The 22,231-nt window shown below is 43.8% G+C and carries 15 protein-coding genes and 1 pseudogene; 5 read left to right on the top strand and 11 right to left on the bottom strand.

The window, feature by feature from the left end; translation table 11 throughout:
* Positions 1-75: 75 nt before the first annotated feature.
* The 7 genes from CEF13_RS02720 to CEF13_RS02690 form a co-directional block, all read right to left on the bottom strand.
* Positions 76-726: a histidine phosphatase family protein gene (locus tag CEF13_RS02720; RefSeq protein ID WP_102709303.1), complete on the bottom strand. Its 651-nt coding sequence runs from the start codon at positions 724-726 to the stop codon at positions 76-78.
* Positions 727-749: 23 nt separating this feature from the next.
* Positions 750-2,753, bottom strand: coding sequence for a beta-galactosidase (locus tag CEF13_RS02715; RefSeq protein WP_102709302.1), 2,004 nt, complete (start codon positions 2,751-2,753; stop codon positions 750-752).
* Between the two features lie 60 nt (positions 2,754-2,813).
* Positions 2,814-4,502, bottom strand: a complete 1,689-nt coding sequence (locus CEF13_RS02710; RefSeq protein ID WP_166742862.1) for a glycoside hydrolase 5 family protein — start codon at positions 4,500-4,502, stop codon at positions 2,814-2,816.
* A gap of 30 nt (positions 4,503-4,532) precedes the next feature.
* Complete coding sequence (locus CEF13_RS02705) at positions 4,533-6,596, bottom strand: beta-galactosidase (protein WP_102709300.1); 2,064 nt, start codon at positions 6,594-6,596, stop codon at positions 4,533-4,535.
* A gap of 112 nt (positions 6,597-6,708) precedes the next feature.
* Positions 6,709-8,418 (bottom strand): extracellular solute-binding protein, encoded by a 1,710-nt coding sequence (locus CEF13_RS02700; protein ID WP_102709299.1) that lies wholly within the window; start codon positions 8,416-8,418, stop codon positions 6,709-6,711.
* A 113-nt stretch (positions 8,419-8,531) separates the two neighbouring features.
* Positions 8,532-9,419, bottom strand: a complete 888-nt coding sequence (locus CEF13_RS02695) for a carbohydrate ABC transporter permease (protein WP_102709298.1) — start codon at positions 9,417-9,419, stop codon at positions 8,532-8,534.
* 30 nt (positions 9,420-9,449) lie between these two features.
* Positions 9,450-10,397 carry an ABC transporter permease gene (locus CEF13_RS02690; protein WP_102709297.1) on the bottom strand — a complete coding sequence of 316 codons (948 nt, stop codon included), beginning with the start codon at positions 10,395-10,397 and terminating at the stop codon, positions 9,450-9,452.
* Positions 10,398-10,576: 179 nt separating this feature from the next.
* On the opposite strand from CEF13_RS02690, the gene CEF13_RS02685 reads away from it, so the two are divergent.
* Positions 10,577-12,295 (top strand): sensor histidine kinase, encoded by a 1,719-nt coding sequence (locus CEF13_RS02685; protein ID WP_102709296.1) that lies wholly within the window; start codon positions 10,577-10,579, stop codon positions 12,293-12,295.
* Positions 12,296-12,300: 5 nt separating this feature from the next.
* The gene (locus tag CEF13_RS02680; RefSeq protein ID WP_166742863.1) at positions 12,301-13,947 is read left to right on the top strand and encodes a response regulator transcription factor; all 1,647 of its coding nucleotides are present in this window, start codon (positions 12,301-12,303) and stop codon (positions 13,945-13,947) included.
* 502 nt (positions 13,948-14,449) lie between these two features.
* On the opposite strand, the gene CEF13_RS29120 is transcribed toward CEF13_RS02680, so the two are convergent.
* Positions 14,450-14,593: a rhodanese-like domain-containing protein gene (locus CEF13_RS29120; protein WP_244917141.1), complete on the bottom strand. Its 144-nt coding sequence runs from the start codon at positions 14,591-14,593 to the stop codon at positions 14,450-14,452.
* Positions 14,594-14,626: 33 nt separating this feature from the next.
* Positions 14,627-15,369: pseudogene (locus tag CEF13_RS02675) on the bottom strand (pyridoxal-phosphate dependent enzyme); the annotation flags it as partial.
* A 540-nt stretch (positions 15,370-15,909) separates the two neighbouring features.
* On the opposite strand from CEF13_RS02675, the gene CEF13_RS02665 reads away from it, so the two are divergent.
* Both CEF13_RS02665 and CEF13_RS02660 read left to right on the top strand, forming a co-directional pair.
* Complete coding sequence (locus tag CEF13_RS02665; RefSeq protein WP_102709293.1) at positions 15,910-17,430, top strand: MDR family MFS transporter; 1,521 nt, start codon at positions 15,910-15,912, stop codon at positions 17,428-17,430.
* A gap of 46 nt (positions 17,431-17,476) precedes the next feature.
* On the top strand, positions 17,477-18,439 hold the full coding sequence (locus CEF13_RS02660) for a helix-turn-helix transcriptional regulator (RefSeq protein ID WP_102709292.1): 963 nt from the start codon (positions 17,477-17,479) through the stop codon (positions 18,437-18,439).
* 315 nt (positions 18,440-18,754) lie between these two features.
* Here the strand turns inward: CEF13_RS02660 and CEF13_RS02655 are convergent, their stop codons facing one another.
* Entirely contained in the window at positions 18,755-19,336 is a 582-nt protein-coding gene (locus CEF13_RS02655; RefSeq protein ID WP_102709291.1) for a TetR/AcrR family transcriptional regulator, read from the bottom strand.
* A 375-nt stretch (positions 19,337-19,711) separates the two neighbouring features.
* Between CEF13_RS02655 and CEF13_RS02650 the strand changes: the two genes are divergently transcribed.
* The gene (locus CEF13_RS02650; RefSeq protein WP_102716172.1) at positions 19,712-20,866 is read left to right on the top strand and encodes an MFS transporter; all 1,155 of its coding nucleotides are present in this window, start codon (positions 19,712-19,714) and stop codon (positions 20,864-20,866) included.
* A gap of 576 nt (positions 20,867-21,442) precedes the next feature.
* On the opposite strand, the gene CEF13_RS02640 is transcribed toward CEF13_RS02650, so the two are convergent.
* Entirely contained in the window at positions 21,443-22,033 is a 591-nt protein-coding gene (locus tag CEF13_RS02640) for a C40 family peptidase (protein WP_243864680.1), read from the bottom strand.
* Positions 22,034-22,231: the final 198 nt, after the last annotated feature.

The raw sequence follows: 22,231 nt of genomic DNA, 5'->3' as shown, positions 1-22,231 counted from the left end.
TAATCATATTCATTTATAGAAAAACCACTCACTTTCGGTAACTTATACCGTAAAGCAAGTGGTCTACAGCCCGGGCTATTCGACCGATTCGGCGCTTAAATGCTTTGTGGTCGCGTACTCCAAATTCCATTTATCTCCTTGGCGAACATATTTGTTCAGCGCACACATCTTCCCATCGAAGCCATCCGGTGATTCTGGGTGGGCGAGCACCCTCGCCGCCGTCTGCGTGGAAGCGCCGTGCCCGACGATCAGAATCGTACCTCCATATTGCTCAGAGATAACATTCAGTGTACTCTTAATCCGCTCGAAAACGCCAACATTATAATCCGTTTCTGGATATTCCGGTTCGAATAACGGTCGATAGCCCGGATTGACGCTTGAAAACACGGATGAGGCCTCTTCTAATGACATAAGAGTGGGATAAGCAGGAAACCACTCCGGTTTTAGCATCTCTATTAAACCGCTTTCTATGTTAACGGTCCGACCCACAGCTTCTGCAACGAAATGAGCAGTCTGCAACGTGCGAAAAAAAGGGGAAGCAAAAATATGATCGATTGGTTCTGACTTTAAAAATTGTCCCGTTTCCTTCGCCTGTGTGATCCCCCGGATCGAGAGCGGCATGTCGTGCGGCCGCTTAAGGTAATGGTGATAATGCTCATCGTCAATATCCAGCCGGATGCCGTGACGTAAAATGATAATCGTATTAAGCTGAGTGCTCGTCGTCATAATTGTTCTTCCACCTTTACCTATTAATTTGACTCATTCCCGGAAGTGAATTGAATCACTTGGTAGGCGTAAGGTTGAATCTTAAGTTTCCCTGCGTTCAATTGCTCACCAGTCAGCATATCCATAGCCTCGGAAGGTAGTGAAACCCAGCCGCCATTTCCGTCCATATTGATTGCAATCCATACTTCTTCACCAGAACCTCCGCGACGCGGCGCCACCACTGTGCCATATGACGTATCAAACCAATGACGAATTCCCGTTTCTTTAGCGTAGTGCCTAACCAATTCCTGGATCATAAGTGAACCTTCTTCTCCCTGCGGCATCGAGCCTAGCATCACGATTTTCCCATTGCCATGTTGATGTTCTGTCAAGAAAGCCATTCCTGGTGTAACCCCGCCTTCGATTGTACCCATGACTCGGGCACCGTTTGTTTCGAAGACAGAACTCCATAATCCCAATGAAGCCGACAAGCCAAAAGCATGTCCAACGGCATCTGATCCGCTCATCGGATACGTGTAAACGGTCTCCACACCTGCCAGCGTGTCCAATCTGCCAAGTCCAGCCCCTGTATGAACAGTATGCTCTTCTGTTCGTCCTCCCGTTAGCGGTCCAACAATCCAGACCCCCCCCTCTTCCACAAATTGCAAGGCTATGTCAATATATGAATCGGATAGGTAAGGAACAAATGGCGTGATCAGTATTTTATACCCCTTCAACTCATGGCCTTCGTGAATCCAGTCGCGATAAATACCTGTACCTAAGACTTCTTTATACCAATGATAAGCCATAGTGCGATATTCCAAATTCTCCAATGGCTCGGTCAAGAAAAACACTCTCGCCCGATCAGAATAGGTCATAGCCACTTCAGCTTGACATATCGTAGTAGAAAGTAAAATTGGCTCTAGCCGCTTTCTCGCTTCACTAACAGCCAGTACATTTTTATATCCAACAGTAGGCTTACCCCACGCGCTCAGAACTGCCCCGTGCGGCAGCTCGCAGCCAGAGCGTTGTTGGCGCCATAGCCAATGATTAAACCCCTCAGCCCCGAATGCGTATGCGGCGACCGCTTCCGCTTCCAAATAACCGTTGCGGTGGGTTTTTTGATATCCAGATAGATTTCCGTTGTGTGAGGTGCTCGTCTCCATGACCCAAAATGGGCGGCCTTTCTTGATATTTCGAAATAAATCATATTGGTGAAGCATGAGTTCATAATTATCACAATCTGGATAATCGTCGAACGATGCAAAATCCAAATTTTTAAATAATAGTTCGTTATCCAATGCAAACCAGATATTGGAGTTATGCGTTATCGGCGCATCCGAATATTGTCGAATAATATTAATCTGCTCGTTTTGGAACTCGGCAATTTTCTCCTGTGTGAATCTTTGGTACATTGTGGTTAATGAAGCATTATGATGAAACGGCGCTTTGAATGGCTGTGGCACTTGATCGAAGAGCTGGTATTTTTCGCTCCATATCTCAGTTCCCCAAGCTTCATTAAGATTATCTATAATACCGTACCGATCTAATAACCATTCATGCCATTGCGCTTTGCAGCTCTCGCACATGCACTCGCTCACGTGACACTTAAATTCATTGTCTGTTTGCCAGCCAATCACCCCAGGCAAACGCCCGATCGCTTCTGCTATAGCCTTGACGATTTTACTAGAGCGCTCGCGGAAATATTTATTGTTCGTACACATATGCTGCCTGGCTCCATGCACCATCGTTGCACCGCTGCCATCCACATGCATGCGTTCCGGATGCCCGTGCGACAGCCATATCGGAGGTGTTGGAGTCGGCGTGCAGAATATCGTTTCGATTCCTTCGTTATAAAATCGTTCAATCATACGTACAAAAAAAGACAAATCGATCTCGTTTTCTTTCGGTTCCATCTTAGCCCATGCAAATTCGCCGATACGAATTACATTTATTCCCGCTTCTTTCATATAACGAATATCCTCAATTATCGCCTTCTCGGGCCACAGCTCGGGATAATATGCCGCACCGTAGTATAATTTTTTCATATTCTTCCCCCCGTATCATTTAAAGGCGGACGCTTGCCCGCATGCTGTACTTCTGTCTTGTTAAATAGAATTAGAGTATTGAATCTTGAACAAGCTGCTAATTTCAAAATCCGGAAATGCAAGCGTTCCGCTGTAATCTTGTGAATATTCCAAGCCATCATGCCAAGGTGATATAAACTGGACATGGCCGGTTTGTTTGCTCCATTCGGACAGGTTGATATTCAACCCCTCCAACTTCTGCGGTTTAATACCCTGAATGAATAATCGTTGCCAATCGTCTCCACGACTTCTTGCAAGGCCGATAAGATGATTTTTTCCGGAAAGCCCCAAAAGCCAAACCTGATCATTCGTAAGTTCGAAAGGAACGAAATTCTCAGATGGAAGATCGATTCCATCCATTAATTTGTGCAGCGGACGGAATAAATGCCATAAATTATTCTTATCCACATATTCATCCCAATGCCATATTTGTCCTGGGCCTGCAGCTCCTGCGAACAGGGCGGGATAAACAGTGTCGTGAAAAATAACGCCTTGATGATCTGCACGATACCACCGAAATGGGCCTGTGTGGCAATCGTTGACTGCACCCGTCTCCGCCAGCAATACTGGCCTATCTTTGCGTTTAGTCTGCTGTACAGCATCAACTCCAAGACGGAATGCTTGATGGCAAATATCCAACTCTGCGCCTTGGTCCAAATATCGATGCACTTGCTGGAATGCCAACTGATCCATATGGAAATCATCATAGACAGGCTTCCATTCTGCCTTATCAAAGCTGCCTAGCGAATTAACAACAAGTTGGTTCGGCACCAATGGCTGTAATTTAGACGCGGTTGTTTTTGTCCAATCTCGCAAGATAGACCAGCTGGAAGTGCTGCAAGCGTTGATTTCATTCCATAGCTCCCAAGCCATAACGACCGGGTCATCCCCGTACCTCGCAACATACGCTTCAACCTTGCGCCACCATAGACTTTGCCATTCCTCGTTGGTGAACCAATCATCCATATCTTTAGGATGTTTGCCGTTTAACGGATGCTCTAAAACCCGATTAGACCATTCGGAGCGGAACGGATCCAATGTACGAAAATGCTCCAAACAAAATTTCAAGCGGATGCCGTAAACTCTTGCAAGCTCCACAACTTGGTCGAGGCGAGCTAATTTCACCAAATCCAGGTCGCCGGCTATGCCTGTTTCGGGTTCAAAATAAGAGCTGGAAAGCCATAAGCGAACGAAATTCCCTCCATTTTCGCTAAATTCGTGAAACCAACGATTATAGTCAAGCAAGCCTAGCGTCCCAAATTGATCAGAGATTTGAAATTCTTTGCCCTCCGATAAAGGATAGCTTGAAGCTGAGCAAAGATTAATCCCGAATACGCAAATGGCTTCTCCGTTGCTGCATTCAAAATAACGCCCATCCCGTTCACTGATGACAACAAACCCAGGATGATTAGAAGTCTCGCATTCGAGTTCCCCTTTCTCAACAACCTCCTGATTGCTATTAAACGCCTTCCATCCGTAGGTCCCAAGTTCTGTTGGCGTGAAACGAACAGCAATAACGATATCGCCATCAGACACGATCCTCTCATATCCATGATCATCGTATACGAGATTGGCAGGCTGATGAAGAAAAGCGCTGCGTACCGTCCTATGCCCAGAAGGTGCGCTAAAAACAACCGATTCGACACCCAAATCCAGCACAAAAAACTTCGTCCACCGATCGTATCGCTTTATAGCATTAGTTATGGTCACATCTTCCCCTCCCATCAATCGAATAAAATTTTAATCCGTCCTGTAAAACCAAATGGAAACACTGTGTTCGGGGATTTCTTTAGAGATCAGATCCCCACATTGCAGCGTTCTGCTGCTCTCTACCCGATTAAGAGGAATCAACTGGCCTGGAACGTTGAATGAAAACTGCGCCTCAGCCATGTCCCCTTCGTTGATCAGGATCAATATTTTTCCTTGCGGATGACCTAATACCCTTAAACGAAGCTGACTACTGCTGTTTATTAACTTAACCTCCTCAAACAGATGTCGGCCGACAAGATTACGTAAAAATGATAAAAGATTAGACTGAGGTTTCGCAAAATAATGTTGAAAGAAACTAGTTCCGATTCGAATCATTTTCCCTTCGCCGATTCGACGTTCCGTTATAGCAGGACGGCCATCGAAAAACGTTCCCAACACGGTTGCCGATTCGTCTGCCTGAAGAGGCAATCGATAATACCAACCTTCCAGGGTGTCATTTTGTTCCAGCGTTATTCGCAGCTTTTCTCGATCTATCTCAATATCTTGAACGATAGAGCCGAATAATTCACCAGATTGCCTCCATACCGTCCGGTTCATATTTCCATTCTCACCCTTCATCGCCGTTAGACCATCTGCGATGACTGTTCCGCCATGACGCGCAAATTTTTCAACCTCGACAAGCATGGACTCGGTTAACACAATCGAGTTCGGCAGGATTAGAATTTGGGCACCTGCAGGGATTCCCTCTTGCTCCAACCGACGATCATTTATGAACTCTGCCGTTATGGATAGATCGGAAAACATCAAATAACTTCCTGCCATAGCGTCCGCGTACATATTTTTGTTTCTCGGATTCAACAGATCATGTCCATCTCCTTCTAACTGACCGAGCGCCCAAGATGGTTCCGAATATAAGATCACTACTTTCCCGCACTCGGGATGAGCGAGTGAGAACAATTTCTCATTCTTTCTTAGAGTCTCGGCCACTTCTTTGACTGCTGCCAGACGAGGTGAAGGCTGTTCCAACTGATTAAGCAATGACCATTCTCCAGCCTCGTACCCGCTGTTTCGTGAATTGAAGCACCAGAATACAACCGCTTTTGCCCCGCTGCCAATGCTTTCCCACATCCAGCTCTGGAGAGTTTCTTTAGACGGTGTATACGTTTGCCCCGCCGAAAAGATGGACGCTCCCCCCTGTAGTTCCGTTACCCAGAATTTTCGCTCTGGGTGCTGAGTAGCACTCTTCATCAGGTCTGCGAAGAAACCGACCGATTGTGTCCAGCGACTTAATGGGAATCGTAAAGAGTGCCAAACGGGATGCGCTGAGCAGCCCAAGAAATCGACGATTTTGCTCTCTTCCCATATGGATTGCCCCATGGATTGCATATCCCCTTGCAAGTTATGCGGGTTTACTTGAACGGGGTGTATGGAATCGTATTTCCGAATCTCATCACGAATGAATATCAAATTTTGATTCAGATTATGAACGGAGAAACGCATCCATTCCAACTGCTCAGCGTATGACTTGAAAGGCAGGTCGTTAACGACGCCACTCGATTGCGTCTCTTCCGCCAATTCATCAAATGAACGATACTGTTGATAAGTCATTAAATTGTAGGTTTCGATTTTTTTATATTTCTTGCGCACATAATCCGCATACGCCCGCATCGCATGTTGGCCCATTGAAATACTTCGGGAAGCTTCATTCCATAAAATCCAGGAATCCAGATTTTTATAATCTTTGTATTTCGTCACTATTCGTTCAATGTAAATTTTCATTCGTTTTTGGTATGCAGGATCGTCCAGATCGGCAACGGACTGCGGCCCTTGCGTAAGACGCATCCACCCCGGTGGACTAACAGACATGAGTGTCGGAACAACCGAAAGACCTAATGACAAAGCTTCATCGAAACAAGCGTCATAATTGTCAAATTGCCATTCCCCTTCTGTCGGTTCCAGCTGCTCCCAGACCATAAATAAACGAATGATGTCCAGTCCGTTTTCTTTCATGCTCCTAACCATTTGTCTTACGTAATTAGGCGTATCATCTTTATTAATATATAACTGACTGCCAAGCAGAACTGGTTCTTTCATATCCCTAAACCCTCCTACGCTTCACGTCTTGACTTTTTAACTTATAAAAAAAAGGACGGAAATCGGAATATACCGACCTCCGTCCTTTGGATGAGTATGAAGTGATTAAGAATTATTTCCCGCCAACAGATTTGTACCAATCATTCACTTCACTAGTCAATTGCACCCCGCCAAGGTCACTCCATTTTTTAACAAAACTATCGAAATTATCTATCGGTGCTTTTCCGTAGATTATTTCCGAAAAGGTTTCTCCTTCTATTTTTTTCAAGGCTTCTCCTTTTTCTAGTAGTGTTTTGGTTGCTGCTCCAGTATACAAATTATGAAGTCCTCTGTCTTTTTGCGCTTCCGCCATTAAGTCGGTTTCATATCTGATTCTGGCGGCCTCGTCGGTTTTAATATTTTCCGCCGTCACTTGATCCCGCGGGGAATCGATCGGTTCATTGTTTGCAATTTTTTTCATCAGATTCAATTCGTGATAAGGATCAAGCGGTGCCTGCATCAAGAAATATTTTTCCGGATAAACTTGACCGCCCGGTACATCGTCTCCGTTATAGCTAGGTTTTCCATCAATCATTGTATAATCGTAATCTTCATGCCAACCATACATGAACTCTCCGTCTTTCGCGATTGCTCCCGCAGCCAGCGTATTCAGATACAAAATCAAGGCATCGATATGCTTAAAATCTTTGCTGATCATAAGCGCTCCATCCGGAATTGGAGAACCGTGTAGGCCTGATTTCCCTGATGGTCCAGATGGTACCGGATAAGCTTTATACTTCGCGTCCGGATTATTCTGCTGAAGCACATCGCGCATCGGCCAACCCGCCATCCACATCGGTCCGAAAATAAACCCTGAGCTTCCATTTGTAAACAGTTCAGAAGCTTTGCTTTCGTCGGACAAACCAGCATCCGGTGAAATATAGCCTTTATTGTACCATTCGTTCATTTTGGCCAACGCTTCCTTGGCTTCTGGTCGAATAGAGCCGTATTGCAATTCGCTAGCACCGTTCCACTTGTTCCAATACCCGGGAATGACGCCATAACCGCCGAAAATCCAGCTGGCATCAGACATCCAGGTTGCATAGCCGTTTTTAATTCCAACCGCCATGCCGACCGGTTTTTTGACATTTCCTAAATTGGCTTCTATGAAAGCGTCCATCACTACTTCCAGTTCGTCAAAGGTTGTAGGCGCTTGCAAATTCAACTGTTCCAGCCAATCTTGTCGAACCCACATTAATGGATCATTCTGCAAGGAAAAATTGAGAATTGGAATTCCATATTTTTTGCCGTCTCTTGCTGCTCCGTACCAATAGGAAGGATCTTGATTGTAAATGGCTTTCAGTTCTTCCGAAGCGTATTGGTCAAAAGCAGATGTGATGTCCATCAGCTTGTCGGCTTCAATTAAGTCGTTGATGAGATTCTGATCATGCATGCGCATGACATCCGGCAGCCGCTCTCCAGAGGAAAGTGCTAAACGAATTTTGGTGGAACATTGGTCATCCGCTGTGACCCAGTTGTATTTAATATCAATTCCTAGCCGATCTTTCGCCCATTTGGTATGTACGTTGTTTTCAAGCGTTTCTCCGTTCTTAAACACATACGCTGAGTTGGTACACCCCGACGTTGTAATGGTTACCGGCGGATCAAATTTCCCTTTCGAAAAATTATCCTCGGTAACGGCCTCTGGTGCCTTACTTGCTTCCGGACTTGAATTTTGCCCTGCGTTGTTACTGTTCGTCTCCTTGCTGCATGCAGTAAATACAGAAAACGAAAGGATTAAGATAAGTAAAACCATTAAGCTCTTCTTGGGTCTATCCAACATTTTGTTTCACAACCCCTTTAATTTATTGTTAATTACACCATAATTTTATATCTGCAATATTGTGCTTAGATATAGAAAACTTTCAATATCCATTCCACTTTATTAACCAAACCCTATTCTTTTACCGCTCCTATTACGATTCCTTTCACAAAATAGCGTTGAAGAAAAGGGTAAACTGCGAGAATTGGCAGTGAGCCAATAAAAATCTGAGCCGCTTTTACCGTCTGCTGAGAGAAGTTTTCAAGAATTCGCGGATCCATATTATTTTGAAGTTTGGTCGGATCTGGCATCACAATCAGCGTCTGAAGCAAGGTGCTCAACGGCCATTTGGCCTTATCCGACAAGAAAATCAAGCCGTCGAACCAGGAATTCCAGTGCCCCACAGCTACAAACAAAGACAGTGTAGCTATAGCGGGCATTGATAAAGGAACATAAATAGAAATTAGTGTCCTGAAATGTCCCGCACCATCGACTAAACTTGCTTCCTCCAATTCTCTCGGCAGTGCGCGCAAAAAATTGATTAACAATATAATATTCCAAGTTCCAGCTAATCCGGGCAGTATCAATACCCATATCGAATTAATCAGCCCAAGCTTTTGAACAAGAATATAGAAAGGTATCAATCCTCCGCTGAACAGCATCGGAAACACGAAGTACCATGTCATCCAAACTCTGCCTTTCATCTCTCTTGCTCCAATCTTCGACAATGGATATGCGGTTAACAAGGTGACCATCATCCCAAGCGTTACACCCAAGCCAACTCTTACGCTGGAATTCCAAATAGAAAGTAAAAAGTGGTTATCGCCAAGCGTTTTTTGATAAGCATCCCATGTGAAATGAACAGGCCATAGAGACACTAGATTTGCGCTGGCTGCTGCTCCCGAACTAAACGAAACTGCTAGGATATGAATGAGTGGAAAAATGCATAGAAGCGAGATAAATATTAAAAAGATACTATTAATGAAGTAAAAAATACGATATTTGGGATTCTTGTAATACACGGTTACTCACCTCTTTTTCAATAGTCATTATTAAAAAATTCGATAATTCGCAAATTTACCTGAAGACCAATAAGCTAATGCAATTAATATAAAGCCAATTACAGATTTGAACATGCCGACTGCTGTCGCAAAACTGAATCCACCGCTAATGATCCCCGTCCGGTACACAAAAGTATCGATAATGTCTCCCTTAGAATAAACAAGCGGATTATATAGATTGAAGATTTGATCAAAGCCGGCATTCAAAATATTTCCCAACGATAATGTGCCGACTACGACAATAATAGGCGCGATAGCAGGCAATGTAATATTCAGGGTTTGCTTCCAGCGACCGGCACCATCCACTTCTGCAGCCTCATATAAGGAGGGATTAACACCAGCCAATGCGGCAAGAAACACAATGGTTGCAAACCCGAATTCTTTCCAAATATCGCTGATCACGACGATAATTCGAAACCAATCCCCATCCGCCAAAAATAATATTGGTTTCCCGTGATTCAATTTTTCAACCCAAGAGTTGATTAATCCGGAAGACGACAGCAAATCGGTGAGAATCCCCCCTAGTATGACCCAGGAAAGAAAATGAGGTAAATAGACTAGGGTCTGTACTGTTTTCTTAAAAAATAATTGACGCACCTCGTTTAACAATAAAGAAAAAACAATTGGAATAATTAAGCCCGCCGTCAATTTCGCACTGGAAATGATTAGAGTATTCCATATAATTTGTACACTGTCATCGCGTAGAAACATCATCGCAAAGTGATCCCACTGCACCCAATTCGATTTTAACATTCCAAGCCATGGTTTATAATCCTGAAACGCAATAACTAATCCCCCCATGGGGAGGTATGAGAATATAAGGGTTAGGACGATTCCGGGAATTAGCATCACATACAAGGCGATGTTTTTACCCCATTTAAAATGCGTTTTTGGTTGGCGTATGACCTTTTGTTGCTCTATGAGCGGTTGATTTTCCATCCATTTCACTTCCTTCGATTGTTCTTCGCTACTAAAAAAAATGGTTGTGTTGTATCATGTGTGTTTGTATCATGTTTAAATAGTACATGATTTTATAGTAGGTCTATAGAACAAAATCTAAAGATACATTGCACTTTATTAACAATTATTTTAGAAAATTATAGGGGGGGAAGGATGTTGTGAAAATTAAATTAAGTTTTTTTTCTAAGATAAATTTACTGATTATTTCTCTCATTGTACCTATCATAGGTTTAACTGCTTATTTAACGAATACTGGTAATTCAGTGTTAAAAAGTGAGATACAGTTAAATAATCTTAGCTACTTATCTTTAATAAACAGTGAAATTGACGCTAATATAAATCAATTGTCTACTTTTGCCGTCACATTAATCAGCGACTCCGCTGTCCGTGAATTCGCTCGGCCGTTTGTTAACCCATATGACCGAGTGAAAACATATTTAAATCTTGAGGAGAAAATAAAGCTGAACAATGCTTCAGCCGCTTGGAAACATCACATTACCATTTACGCTCCTCAAAAACAGGAAGCATTTTTCATGGATGGTTTGATTAGCTATGACGAAGTTAACCTGCAAAATCCATTATCTTTACGCTGGACGTACATAGACACGGATAATGAAAAAGATGGCCATTTTATACTTGATATCGTGGGAAAGAAATTTGATAACCCAAATCGCACAGATCATGAATTAATCATTGAATTGGTCCTGCCTACAGATGATATTAAGGCCATACTTAATAAGATTAAGACCGACGGACGAGGAGATCCATTCTTCTTCTCGCATGAAAACAAGGCATTACTGTTAAACTCTACAGCCAATCAATCACTTACCGAAGATTTATTGAATCAGCTCGATCTTACGAATCTCAAAGTCAATGGCAGTCAAGTTGTTGTTTTAAATCAAAAAAAACATATGGTCATGTATGAATTTTCCAGAACACTTGGATGGTATTTATTCAATTACATTCCCGTAGAGGATATAATGGCTCCGATTACAAAAAGCCTTCAAATCTTTTATGCCACATTAATTGTTCTTGTTATACTGGCATTTCTTGCCTCATTTATTTTTTATAAAAATGTGCAATTACCCATTCGAAGCTTAGTCTCAAGATTGCGAGCGGTCGCAAAAGGAAATTATTCCGTCCGTTTGGATCGAACTTCTAATTACGAATTCCAATTTTTAAATGACCAATTTAATCATATGGCGCAACAAATTGAGGAGCTCATTGAAACAGACTACAAATCACAAATTCGATTGCAAGAAGCTGGCCTTAGGCTGTTGCAGTCGCAAATAGATCCGCATTTTTTATATAACTGCTTATTTTTCATTAAAAACAATGCTAGATTGGGGAATGAAGAAGGAGTCGTGGCCATGTCATTAAATCTGGGGATGTATTATCGATATTCTACTAAACTGAGTAATTCCGAAACTTCAATTAGAGAAGAATTGGAAATGATCGAAAATTACTTAAATATACATAATTTGCGATTAAACCGGATCCGATATGAGATAGAATTCCCCGATGACATGATGAATCTTCAAATACCGCGCCTATTGCTTCAACCTATCGTTGAAAACGCAATCATTCATGGTATAGAGCCTAAAATGAGGGAAGGTCTCATTAAATTGAGGGGAATATCATTGATCGATGAATATCAAATCATTATTGAAGATAACGGCACCGGAATTAGCGATCAACAATTGGACGAATTACTGAAACATATAAACTTCCATAACCCTGGAACGAGTTTCGGTTTATGGAATATCAACCAAAGAATGAAGATTCGCTTCGGCGGTAATAGCCAGCTTTATTGCTCCTCTTCCGCTTTAGGTGGTTTAAAAATCTCGTTAGTTTGGAAAAAACAAACAGGAGAGTGACTATAGTGTATAACCTATTAATCGTTGACGATGAATTCTCGGTAGTCGAAACATTAGCAACTACTCTTCCCTGGACTGATGTAGAAGTTCATACCGTATATCAAGCGACATCAGCTATGCAAGCTCTAGAAATCATAAATACTCACACTGTAGATATTGTGATTACCGACATTAGAATGCCCGAGAAGTCGGGTTTAGAGTTAATTAAAGAAATTTATCAAATGAATACCAAAATAAAGTGTGTCTTGTTAACGGGGTATGCGGAATTTGAATATGCTAAACTAGCCATTACCAATCAGGTAGTCAATTATTTACTAAAGCCAGTAAGTGATGAGGAAGTTTTAAATACAATTAGTGGAATAACGAAACAGTTATCAGAAGAATATAAAAAAATTGTGGAATTACAACGAGTCATGAAAACACTCCAACATCATAAACCAGTTTTACATGCAAATTTCTTGAATGACTTATTGAATGGAAGAAAGTTTTCTAACGAAGATTTGCTTGATAAATTGGCGCTTTTAGAAATTCCATTTGGCTTACATCAAGACTTTACTATGCTTGCTGTTCGGTTAGAACAAGATTTTTCAAGCCATGATAGGAATTTCGCCCTCTTTGAGTTTGCAATAGGTAACATTGCTGAAGAAATTTTTAAAGAAAATTATGATTTGTTTTGGGGAAAAGATTCTCAAGATTATCTTGTCTTCTTGATTAAATATAAATCTCATAAAGAGAATTTATTGAAAGAACGTAATGATTGGGTGGATATAAAAAATAGTTTATTGCATGAGACCGCATTAAAATTACAGACTTCCGTTAAAAAGTACTTAAAGGGTACAATTTCGATGATGGTGAGCAATTGGGGGCTATTTCCGCTTGATATACCTGTTCTGCATCAAGAATGCATTACAACCATTCGAAAACGGATAGGCAAAGATCATGAATTATTTATAACATCAATGGAGCAAGACGCCTCAATTGAATTCCAAACCATTCAAAGCTTTTACGAACCTCCGTCACTGCTACAACTTTTCGACACAGGCCGATGGGAAGCCATCTTCGAAAAGTTATCATTCGTGTTTGAAGAGTTGGTTAATAGATACGGAAACTCGCAAGAGCATATTTTGGAAATTTATTATGGCATTTCTGGAGCGTTTACCTATTACGCCCACAAAAACGGAAAAAGATTAGAGGATATCTTAGGCGAGCATTTCAAGCCTATGGTTTCACCCTCTTTATTTCGATCGGTTTCCATTCTTCAAAATTGGTCGAACAAGGCGTTGAAAATACTAATGGATGACACGATAAAAGATTTCAAACATGGTCGATCATCTGTTATCCAATCCATACAAGAATTTGTAGAAAATCATTTAGAGGAAGATATATCGCTTCAAGTCATTGCGGATCATGTCTATTTACACCCAGTATATCTTTCTAAAACATATAAATCAGAGACTGGCGAAAACTTAAGTGACTATCTCCTTCGGTTAAAAATGGAGAAGGCATCCTACTATTTGAAAAACACGAATGCTAAAATATATGAAGTCTCGACAAAGCTTGGTTACCAAAATCCACCTTATTTTAATAAAGTATTTAAAAAATATTATAACGTTACTCCTCAAGAATATCGGGAGATGGGAACTCAAAGTTAATGACCAGAAAATAGGGAATGGTCAGCGAACGCACACTCAAGCCCTTCATCTTTATTTATATTTTTAGTCAAAAAGAAACGCAGTAAGAATTGGGAATGCAAATAAAGAAGAGGAGTTCACACACAACGTGCGAACTCCTCTTCTCGGTCGTATACAACGTGCGAGCAAACCCATATCCATATAATGTTATCAATTACACGCACCTTAAACGACGTTCCTTACCCTATTTTGTATGCGTTGTTGACTCTAGATTGATTTTTTCTTGCAAACATTCGAATGCGTTGACTTCAACTAATAAAAACCTTAGACAATGAAGTTCGAATCTCATAGTGTCAATATGCTTACATCAAAGTGCGCTCGGTTTAAGGCTATGTGGAAATGGTTTCAAGTAGTGCACGTTGACTCCTATTTGACTTAGATCATATAAAATACATCGCCCAAGGTAACTACCTCAAGTGGCGATGTATTCAAAATTGATATAATGCTATGCTCACTTCATCCCTTATTCCTCTCCCACCGCAACCGGGTTCCCCTCCACCGAACTCCAATCGCTCCAGCTCCCCGCATACAAGCGCACTTTCGTGAAGCCTGATTCCTGTAACGCAATGACGTTCGGCATAGCCGTGACACCGGAGCCGCAATACACGATCAGATCGCCGTTCTTGTCCAGATCATGGAACAAGTGGCTATGCTCTGGCCCGATGCCCGGATAATCGAGCCTCGCGGCGATCGAATACGTCTTTCGCGGCTGACCTTCCTCGTCCAGCAGCACCAAGCAATTGAAGCCGTGAATCATGCCCGGAACGCCTTCCGTTAAGGTCGGGGCTTGATCGGGTTCAACGCCGATCACGCGAACGCTCGGCTCGTCGATGTAATGAGCGAACGCTCCAATCGCATTGCTGCCGCCGCCCGCACAGGCTACCACCTTCGACTCTTCGCTGATGACCGCCTGAAAATGCTTAACTATCGTCGGAAACGGATGCGGGCCAACCGCGGAACTGAGTAAATAAAACGTATTTTTATAATTGCGAACCAAATCGCCCAGCGCTTCGTCTACGGCGTCCTTCAGTCGACCCTGACCCTTATCAACCGGTACGACAGTAGCGCCCGGCGGCGCGTATCTTCGGCTTCCATATAGATGACGCATTCCATAATAAACATAGCGCAGGGCGTTGCCGTAGCGACCCCATGCTGTCCAGCGCCAGTATCAGCGATAATCCGCTTGGCGAGCAGAGTCTGACCAATGGCGTTGTTAATCTTATACGCCCCAGTATGATTCAGATCTTCGCGCTTCAAGTAAATTTTGGGTCCTCCCTATGCTTTGGACAGCCGCTCCGCATACGTCAGCGGACTCTTGCGACCAACATATTCACGTAGGTAATAGCTAAGCTCTTCCTGGAAGTCCGGATCGTCTCTGAACTTGTAAATCGCTTTGTGTATCATACGAAAAAAAACCATCAATTAAGAGTAATAACCCCTTATCCAGTGGATAAATCAACATTACATATCTATTTCAAAAAGTAATCCTGATTTAAACTCAATGGTAAACTTAAACTTATCTTCTATCAGTTATTTTTTCTATTAGCCGTCTCACCAGTTGCTCTTCATATTTCTGAAAGTCGCATGACTGTTCATTCCACTCCCAGCAAGGAGTCTTTACCAATAATTTCGCCCTATTCATGGTACGGTTCATCTTATCATCTATAAAGCGAATAACGGCATCTTTCTGAGGTGCCGTTAAGGATTGCACCTATGCTTGGGCACCTACGTTACAACGTAAAATTGCAACTTGCTTTTAGATCCATTATAGTGATCTATTTTGTCCGGACTTCCGCATCCTTATTAAAAAAATACCAAACAAACCTTTCTTCCCTGACAGACAGATGTCAACAAGGATTGTTTATGATGGGTTCAGATGATTGTTCACCAATCAACTCAGGTATAAGAAGGGAATGGGAGTATATGAAAAACAAATTAACAGCAATCGTTGGAGGACTGCTGCTTGCACTTCTGATGGCGTCTATGGATAACACGATTGTATCAACGGCAATCGGCACGATCGTCGGAGAGATGGGAGGACTCGACAAGTTTGTGTGGGTCACCACAGCGTATATGGTCGCGGAAATGGCCTGCATGCCGATCTTCGGCAAGCTGTCCGATATGTATGGACGCAAACGTTTTTTCATTTTCGGGATTATCGTGTTTATGATTGGTTCGGCGTTATGCAGCATGGCGCAATCCATCGTTGAGCTAAGCCTCTATCGGGCTGTGCAAGGGGTCGGAGCAGGGGCGATGGTGTCCATTACGTTCACGATATTGTTCGATGTAATGCCCCCCAAGGATCGCGGAAAAATGATGGGTGCATTCGGAGCCGTGTTTGGCCTGTCGAGTGTGGTTGGTCCGCTGCTCGGCGGTTACATCACCGATCATCTCAACTGGTCGTGGATCTTCTACATTAATTTGCCGCTGGGATTCATTGCCTTGCTGTTGATTGCCGTGTTCTACAAGGAGTCGGCGACGCACTCACGGCAAAAAATTGATTGGGCGGGTTCGGTTCTGCTCGTAGGAGCTGTCGTCTGCCTTATATTTGGACTTGAGTTGGGCGGCAAAACGTATGCCTGGGATTCCCCGCAAATTATTGGGTTGTTCGCCGGCTTCGCGGTTCTCGCTTTCTTGCTTGTCCTCGTTGAGAAAAAAGCGGCGGAGCCAATCATCTCGTTCAGCTTGTTCCGCAGCAGACTCTACACTACAAGCAATTTGGTCGCCATGCTCAGCGGCGCAGCGTATATGACGGCAGCGATTTTCATACCGATTTACGTGCAGGGCGTGCTTGGCGGTTCCGCCTCCAATTCGGGGCTGACCTTATTGCCGATGATGGTTGGTTCGGTTGTTACCGCGACGCTTGGCGGTATTCTGATGACGAAGCTGCAATACCGGACCATTATGATCGGGACGCTGGTCATGCTTCTGATGGGACTTGCTCTTCTCTCGCAAATTACGGTAGAATCTTCTCGACTTTCGATTACAGGGATTATGATTCTGATCGGTCTGGGGATTGGCGCTTCCTTCTCGGTATTAAGCACTGCGGTGCTTCATTCGTTCCCGGCGGCGCAGCGCGGGGCGGCAAGCGCAACTTTGAATTTCAATCGTTCGCTCGGCATGGCGCTTGGCATTACCATTTTCGGAATTGTCCAAAGCCATGGCCTGCTCTCCAAGCTTACCGAATCGCTTGGCAAAGGCGACATACCGGTTCCGGCCGACTTAAATTTAAGTGATCCCCATTCGCTGCTGAACCCGGCGTTGCGCCAATCTGTCGATCCTCAGCTTCTGGATGCCATTACCGCCGGACTATCCGGCTCCATCGGAGCAACCTTTGCCTGGAGCCTTATTCCCGCCGGTTTGGCGCTGATTGCGGCATTCCTGATGACAAGGGATACGATGGACCCGGCTGCCGAAAGCGATGAATACGCAACCGCACACTAATTCATATATCGGCAGGCTGCATCATGCCGACTTAGGAGAGATGACCATGAAGCTTGAACGGTTAATGACCATAACGATTTTGCTGCTCAATCGAAAGCGGGTGCAAGCGCAGGAATTGGCGGATCAGTTGGAGGTATCTCTGCGCACCATTTATCGCGATCTCGATTCGCTTGGTCAGGCTGGCATTCCCATCGTCTCCTATACCGGCATGGAGGGCGGTTATGAGATTATGGACAGCTTCCGGCTGGATCGGCAACTGCTCTCCTTCGACGAACTGACCGCCCTCTCCACTGCGCTTCGCGGTCTAGAGTCTACAAAAGCTTACGATCGATCGAATATGGATCTCCTCCTCAGCAAGGTTGGCGCGATGGTGGCGCAAGCCGAGCAAGGCCGGGCCGGAGAAGGAGACCGTATTCATATCGACTTTACCCCTTGGAAAAATAGCGAGGAGGATCAAGAACGTTACGATTCGCTTCGCCAGGTCTTAAATGAGCGAAAGCTCATCCGCTTCAAATACACGAGCAGAACGGGCGGCGAACAGGAGCGCGAAGTCGAACCGATGGCGCTTGTGCTCAAGAATTATGCGTGGTATTTGCACGGCTACTGTCGCTTGCGCGACGATTATCGCATATTTAAGCTGACGCGGATTCGGGAATTGATCTTGCATGCCGAAACCTTCATACGTCGTGCGGAATCGCTTGCGCAGTTGAACGACAGATGGAAGACACCTGAGATCCATGAGGCAAATGAGAGGTTTGCAGTTGTCCTTCAGTTCAAAGCGTCGGCTGCCGTATCTGTCATGGACCGTTTCGATGAAAAAGATATTGAACGATTGCCGGACGGTCAGATTCTTGTGCGAACGACCTATTCGAATGAACGTTGGCTGATTCGTACTGTATTTCATTATATGACCGATGTAACCCTGCTTGAGCCTGCCGATATGGCCGCAAAAGTGAAGCAAATGGCTCTGGATATAGCGAAACAGTATGGTGGATTGGATATGGAATAAGTTCAGAGAGGAAGCAGGTGGTCTTTAGGAAGACCACCTGGACGGTTCACCGTATTGTATCGAAGGATAAAGTTCGATTTGACCCTAAGACTCACATTTCTTTATAGACACAAAGCCACTCCAAACAATGGAGTGGCTTTGTTGATGTAGCTTCTCTTTATTTGAAATCGCATTTCACGTTTAATGATGTGACGATTTTTAACAGAGCAAATGATTGCCACGTTAGCGAACATGTCTAAGAAACACCTACATTGCGATCCAATTGAACACGGATCCCTTCACGGTACCATAATGGCACTCCCATATTTTTCGATTCTATCTTAACAATGTAAGTATTTCTTTTACAGAATTATCAACAAATACTCGCTCAGGACGAGATTTCATGAACACAGTAAGTCCTATTACCGATATGACTAGTGTCTGCGCTAAACCCTTCGCGTTAATACCGCTATCAAGCTCACCTGAGCGCAAACCTCGTTCAATCGTTTCTTGGAATATTACCGAGAGATACATCTGATGTTCTCTTGTTAGGATTTCAAATTTCTCATCATGAGGCGCAAGTTCCACCATCGAATTGATGCAAAAGCACCCCCAGTTCGGACTTTTTTCATATTCTTTTGCCACCATATTTTCAAAAAAGGCACGGAATGCCTCTTTAACAGAAGAATTGTTTTGAAGAGTGGTGCGAACATAGGCAGCATGGGAACTCGTATATTTTCGCAAAGCAGCTTCAAATAATCCTTTTTTGTCTCCAAAGGTGGAGTATATGCTTGGACGCTGAATGCCCATTCTTGATGTCAAGTCGCTTAAAGAGGTAGCTTCGAACCCTTTTTCCCAAAATAGTTGCATAGCTGCATCCAATGCCTTTTCCTCATCAAATTCGCGTCGTCGAGCCATAAGCAACCCCCTCTTTTCATATCGAACGGTATATTATAATTATATTAATTGAAGATTATCCTGTCAATAAGATTAAGCTTTTACAGCTCTTAGATCTCACATGATAGCAGAATAAAAAGTGTTCTCGCTCGATTTCAGCTGTCCTCTACAGTAATCTCTTGACAGTTATCTTTTTTTAGAGTTATATTTATCAGGCAACATTTCATACCGATCAGTATTTTATTTTATAAATCTGATAAACATAAATTTAAGGAGGCGTTATCTTTGGGGAAGTTTGTTAAAGAACCGAAAGTCATTACCGCGGATTATACAAGCAAACACGTTGAACCAGCTCAAGAGGCGCTTATAGCATCAGATTCAGCGCCCGCATCTTTAATGTCTCGCAATGTTGCACTCTTATTTGCGATCGCTTGCGGACTGGCAGTCGCCAACATATATTACGCGCAACCCTTGCTGGACGCTATTTCAAACGAGTTCGGTATTACTCATTCATCCGTCGGCATTGTTATTACAATCACTCAAGTTTGTTACGCACTTGGACTGCTATTGCTAGTGCCCCTCGGCGACTTATTAAATCGACGTTGGCTGATCGCTGGACAGATGCTAGTATCCGTGTTGGCTTTGATTGTGGTTGGCATCGCCCCCACCAGCATGGTGTTATTCATAGGCATAGCCGCGGTTGGATTGCTTGCCGTAGTGACACAGACGCTCGTTGCATTCGCGGCAACTTTGGCTGCCCCAGCCGAACGTGGGCGTATCGTGGGTGTTGTGACAAGTGGAATCGTAATTGGTATTCTACTGGCGCGAACTTTCGCTGGCGTATTAACGGATTTAGCCGGTTGGCGTTCTGTCTACCTTGTCTCTGCGATATTAACGCTAATCATGGCATGTGTATTGTTTAGGGTACTGCCGCATTATGAGCACAAAAGAGAATCATTATCCTACCTACAGTTGCTTCGTTCGCTGCTTACATTGTTCGCACAAGAACGAATCCTGCGAATCCGTGCTGCACTAGCCTTGATGATTTTTACCGCTTTCAGTATATTCTGGACTTCCCTAGTGCTGCCTCTCAGCGCTCCGCCGTTTTCTCTTTCACATACTGCGATTGGAGCGTTTGGTCTCGCTGGAGTTGCTGGAGCGTTAGCAGCAGCGCGAGCAGGTCGTCTTGCCGATCGAGGTTTAGGGCAGAGGACCACAGGCGCGGCATTGATTCTATTGCTTATATCATGGTTGCCAATAAGTTACACTCAACATTCACTTCTCGCATTAGTCGTCGGTATTGTCCTTCTTGACCTGGCAGTACAGGCCGTACATGTCACCAACCAAAGCATGATCCTTACTTTGCGCCCTGAGGCACGCAGTAGGCTTACTGCTGGTTACATGATTTTCTATTCCATTGGCAGCGCCATCGGGTCAATCGCATCTACCAGTATTTATGTTTACTCAGGCTGGAACGGAGTGTGCTTGTTAGGTGCAATTGTCAGTGCTTTGGCTCTTCTATTCTGGGTATTGACCCGTCGCCTTAAATAATTAAATTCGGGTGAATACTAAGTTTACTGTTGGTACGCGCATTGAGATGAAGTTATCACTATCGCTAACCGCTAAGCCCAATCACAACGTATTGAAAGGGAAGAGCCCCAGAAATGGGGCTCTTCTTTTACGTGAGATCAGTTAGAATTTACTAACTGAGCATCAATGACAACTTCAAATCTCCGCTTTACCACTATTTGTGATACGGTTCTCCGCGCTGTCTGTAACGGCAAGGGCCATCCTATTGCGGGATGGCCCTTCCAAGACTAAATATTTCGTTTATCATACCCAAAGGGATCTTCGCATGAGTATATTTCATGGAAAAATCCCATATAAGGGATTTCGTTTTCCAACCATTTAATGCGATTTGACAACTCTTCATCGCAATCCGGCTCTTCGCCTTTGTTCCGCATGACCTCGAATGCATCTATAATATTTTCCATGAGGTTTACTTGGATAAACAACGGCAGCTTATCTAGCATCGAATTTTCGATTCCGGTCTCGGATCTGTATCCTTCAAGTACTGTTTTATAATAATCAATCGGTCTGGAATCAATGCCCGAACTTTTTCTTTCGTTAATCCGGAATGACCCTCTTGGCAAATAAATAATTTTGGTACCAATATTCCTCTTCTTTCTCGTCATGATGAATATTGCTGACGACTACCCCAATTCCGGGTTCATACGTATGAAGAATTTTGCCGTCACCCATATAGATGCCGACGTGCCGAACTTTGTTCAATCCCGTTTCGTTCGGGAAATCTTCATCGGAAAAAAACATCAGATCCCCCTTGCGCAAATTGATAAACGGAACTTCGATGCCTTGCAGGGCCTGCTCTCGCGAGTTGTATCCTAGCGCAATGCCATGTTTGTTGTAGAGGAACTGGACGTAAGAGGAGCAATCGAACGTTTTGTCGTTGAACCGCTCTGCTCCGAATACATAGGGGGTTCCCATATATTTCACCCCTTCGGCGATGATCGAGTCGGCGATACTTCTCCACTGTTCGGTACCTTGTTGTTGTTTGATACTCAAGCGTCTCTCTTCCTGTATCGCATACGGCTTGTCCCCGCCTTTTCCTTGCGACCCGGTTCCCTTGTTTGTACAAGCGCCCAATCCCCCGGCGATAAGCATACAGAAAATCAATGTGACCAATATGTTTTTTCCCATATCCTTCCCCCCTTTAAGGTATTATTCATGACTGAGGGACTCTTTATTCAGGCGGGTAAAAAGTAGCTGGAACGATTGGCTTGACACAGGTGAAGTCAGATATGTAGGGGAGTATGACAAGCCGTAGTCGGAGATTGATTTCAGGAGCCGTTTGCTAACACGATTCATGAGCACAGTAGATCGCTTCAAAGGCGGTCG

The sequence above is a fragment of the Paenibacillus castaneae genome, assembly GCF_002884445.1.
GTDB classification, from domain to species: Bacteria; Bacillota; Bacilli; order Paenibacillales; family Paenibacillaceae; genus Pristimantibacillus; species Pristimantibacillus castaneae.
This window is presented reverse-complemented; position numbering and strand designations above follow the sequence as displayed.

What these genes read in the sequence shown, in the direction of transcription:
- CEF13_RS02665 (WP_102709293.1), top strand. Translation starts at nt 15,910, where the DNA reads ATGAAAAACAAATTAACAGCAATCGTTGGAGGACTGCTGCTTGCACTT.
- CEF13_RS02650 (WP_102716172.1), top strand. Translation starts at nt 19,712, where the DNA reads ATGTCTCGCAATGTTGCACTCTTATTTGCGATCGCTTGCGGACTGGCA.
- CEF13_RS02720 (WP_102709303.1), bottom strand. Translation starts at nt 726, where the DNA reads ATGACGACGAGCACTCAGCTTAATACGATTATCATTTTACGTCACGGC.
- CEF13_RS02655 (WP_102709291.1), bottom strand. Translation starts at nt 19,336, where the DNA reads ATGGCTCGACGACGCGAATTTGATGAGGAAAAGGCATTGGATGCAGCT.
- CEF13_RS02640 (WP_243864680.1), bottom strand. Translation starts at nt 22,033, where the DNA reads ATGGGAAAAAACATATTGGTCACATTGATTTTCTGTATGCTTATCGCC.
- CEF13_RS02690 (WP_102709297.1), bottom strand. Translation starts at nt 10,397, where the DNA reads ATGGAAAATCAACCGCTCATAGAGCAACAAAAGGTCATACGCCAACCA.
- CEF13_RS02715 (WP_102709302.1), bottom strand. Translation starts at nt 2,753, where the DNA reads ATGAAAAAATTATACTACGGTGCGGCATATTATCCCGAGCTGTGGCCC.
- CEF13_RS02705 (WP_102709300.1), bottom strand. Translation starts at nt 6,596, where the DNA reads ATGAAAGAACCAGTTCTGCTTGGCAGTCAGTTATATATTAATAAAGAT.
- CEF13_RS02700 (WP_102709299.1), bottom strand. Translation starts at nt 8,418, where the DNA reads ATGTTGGATAGACCCAAGAAGAGCTTAATGGTTTTACTTATCTTAATC.
- CEF13_RS02660 (WP_102709292.1), top strand. Translation starts at nt 17,477, where the DNA reads ATGAAGCTTGAACGGTTAATGACCATAACGATTTTGCTGCTCAATCGA.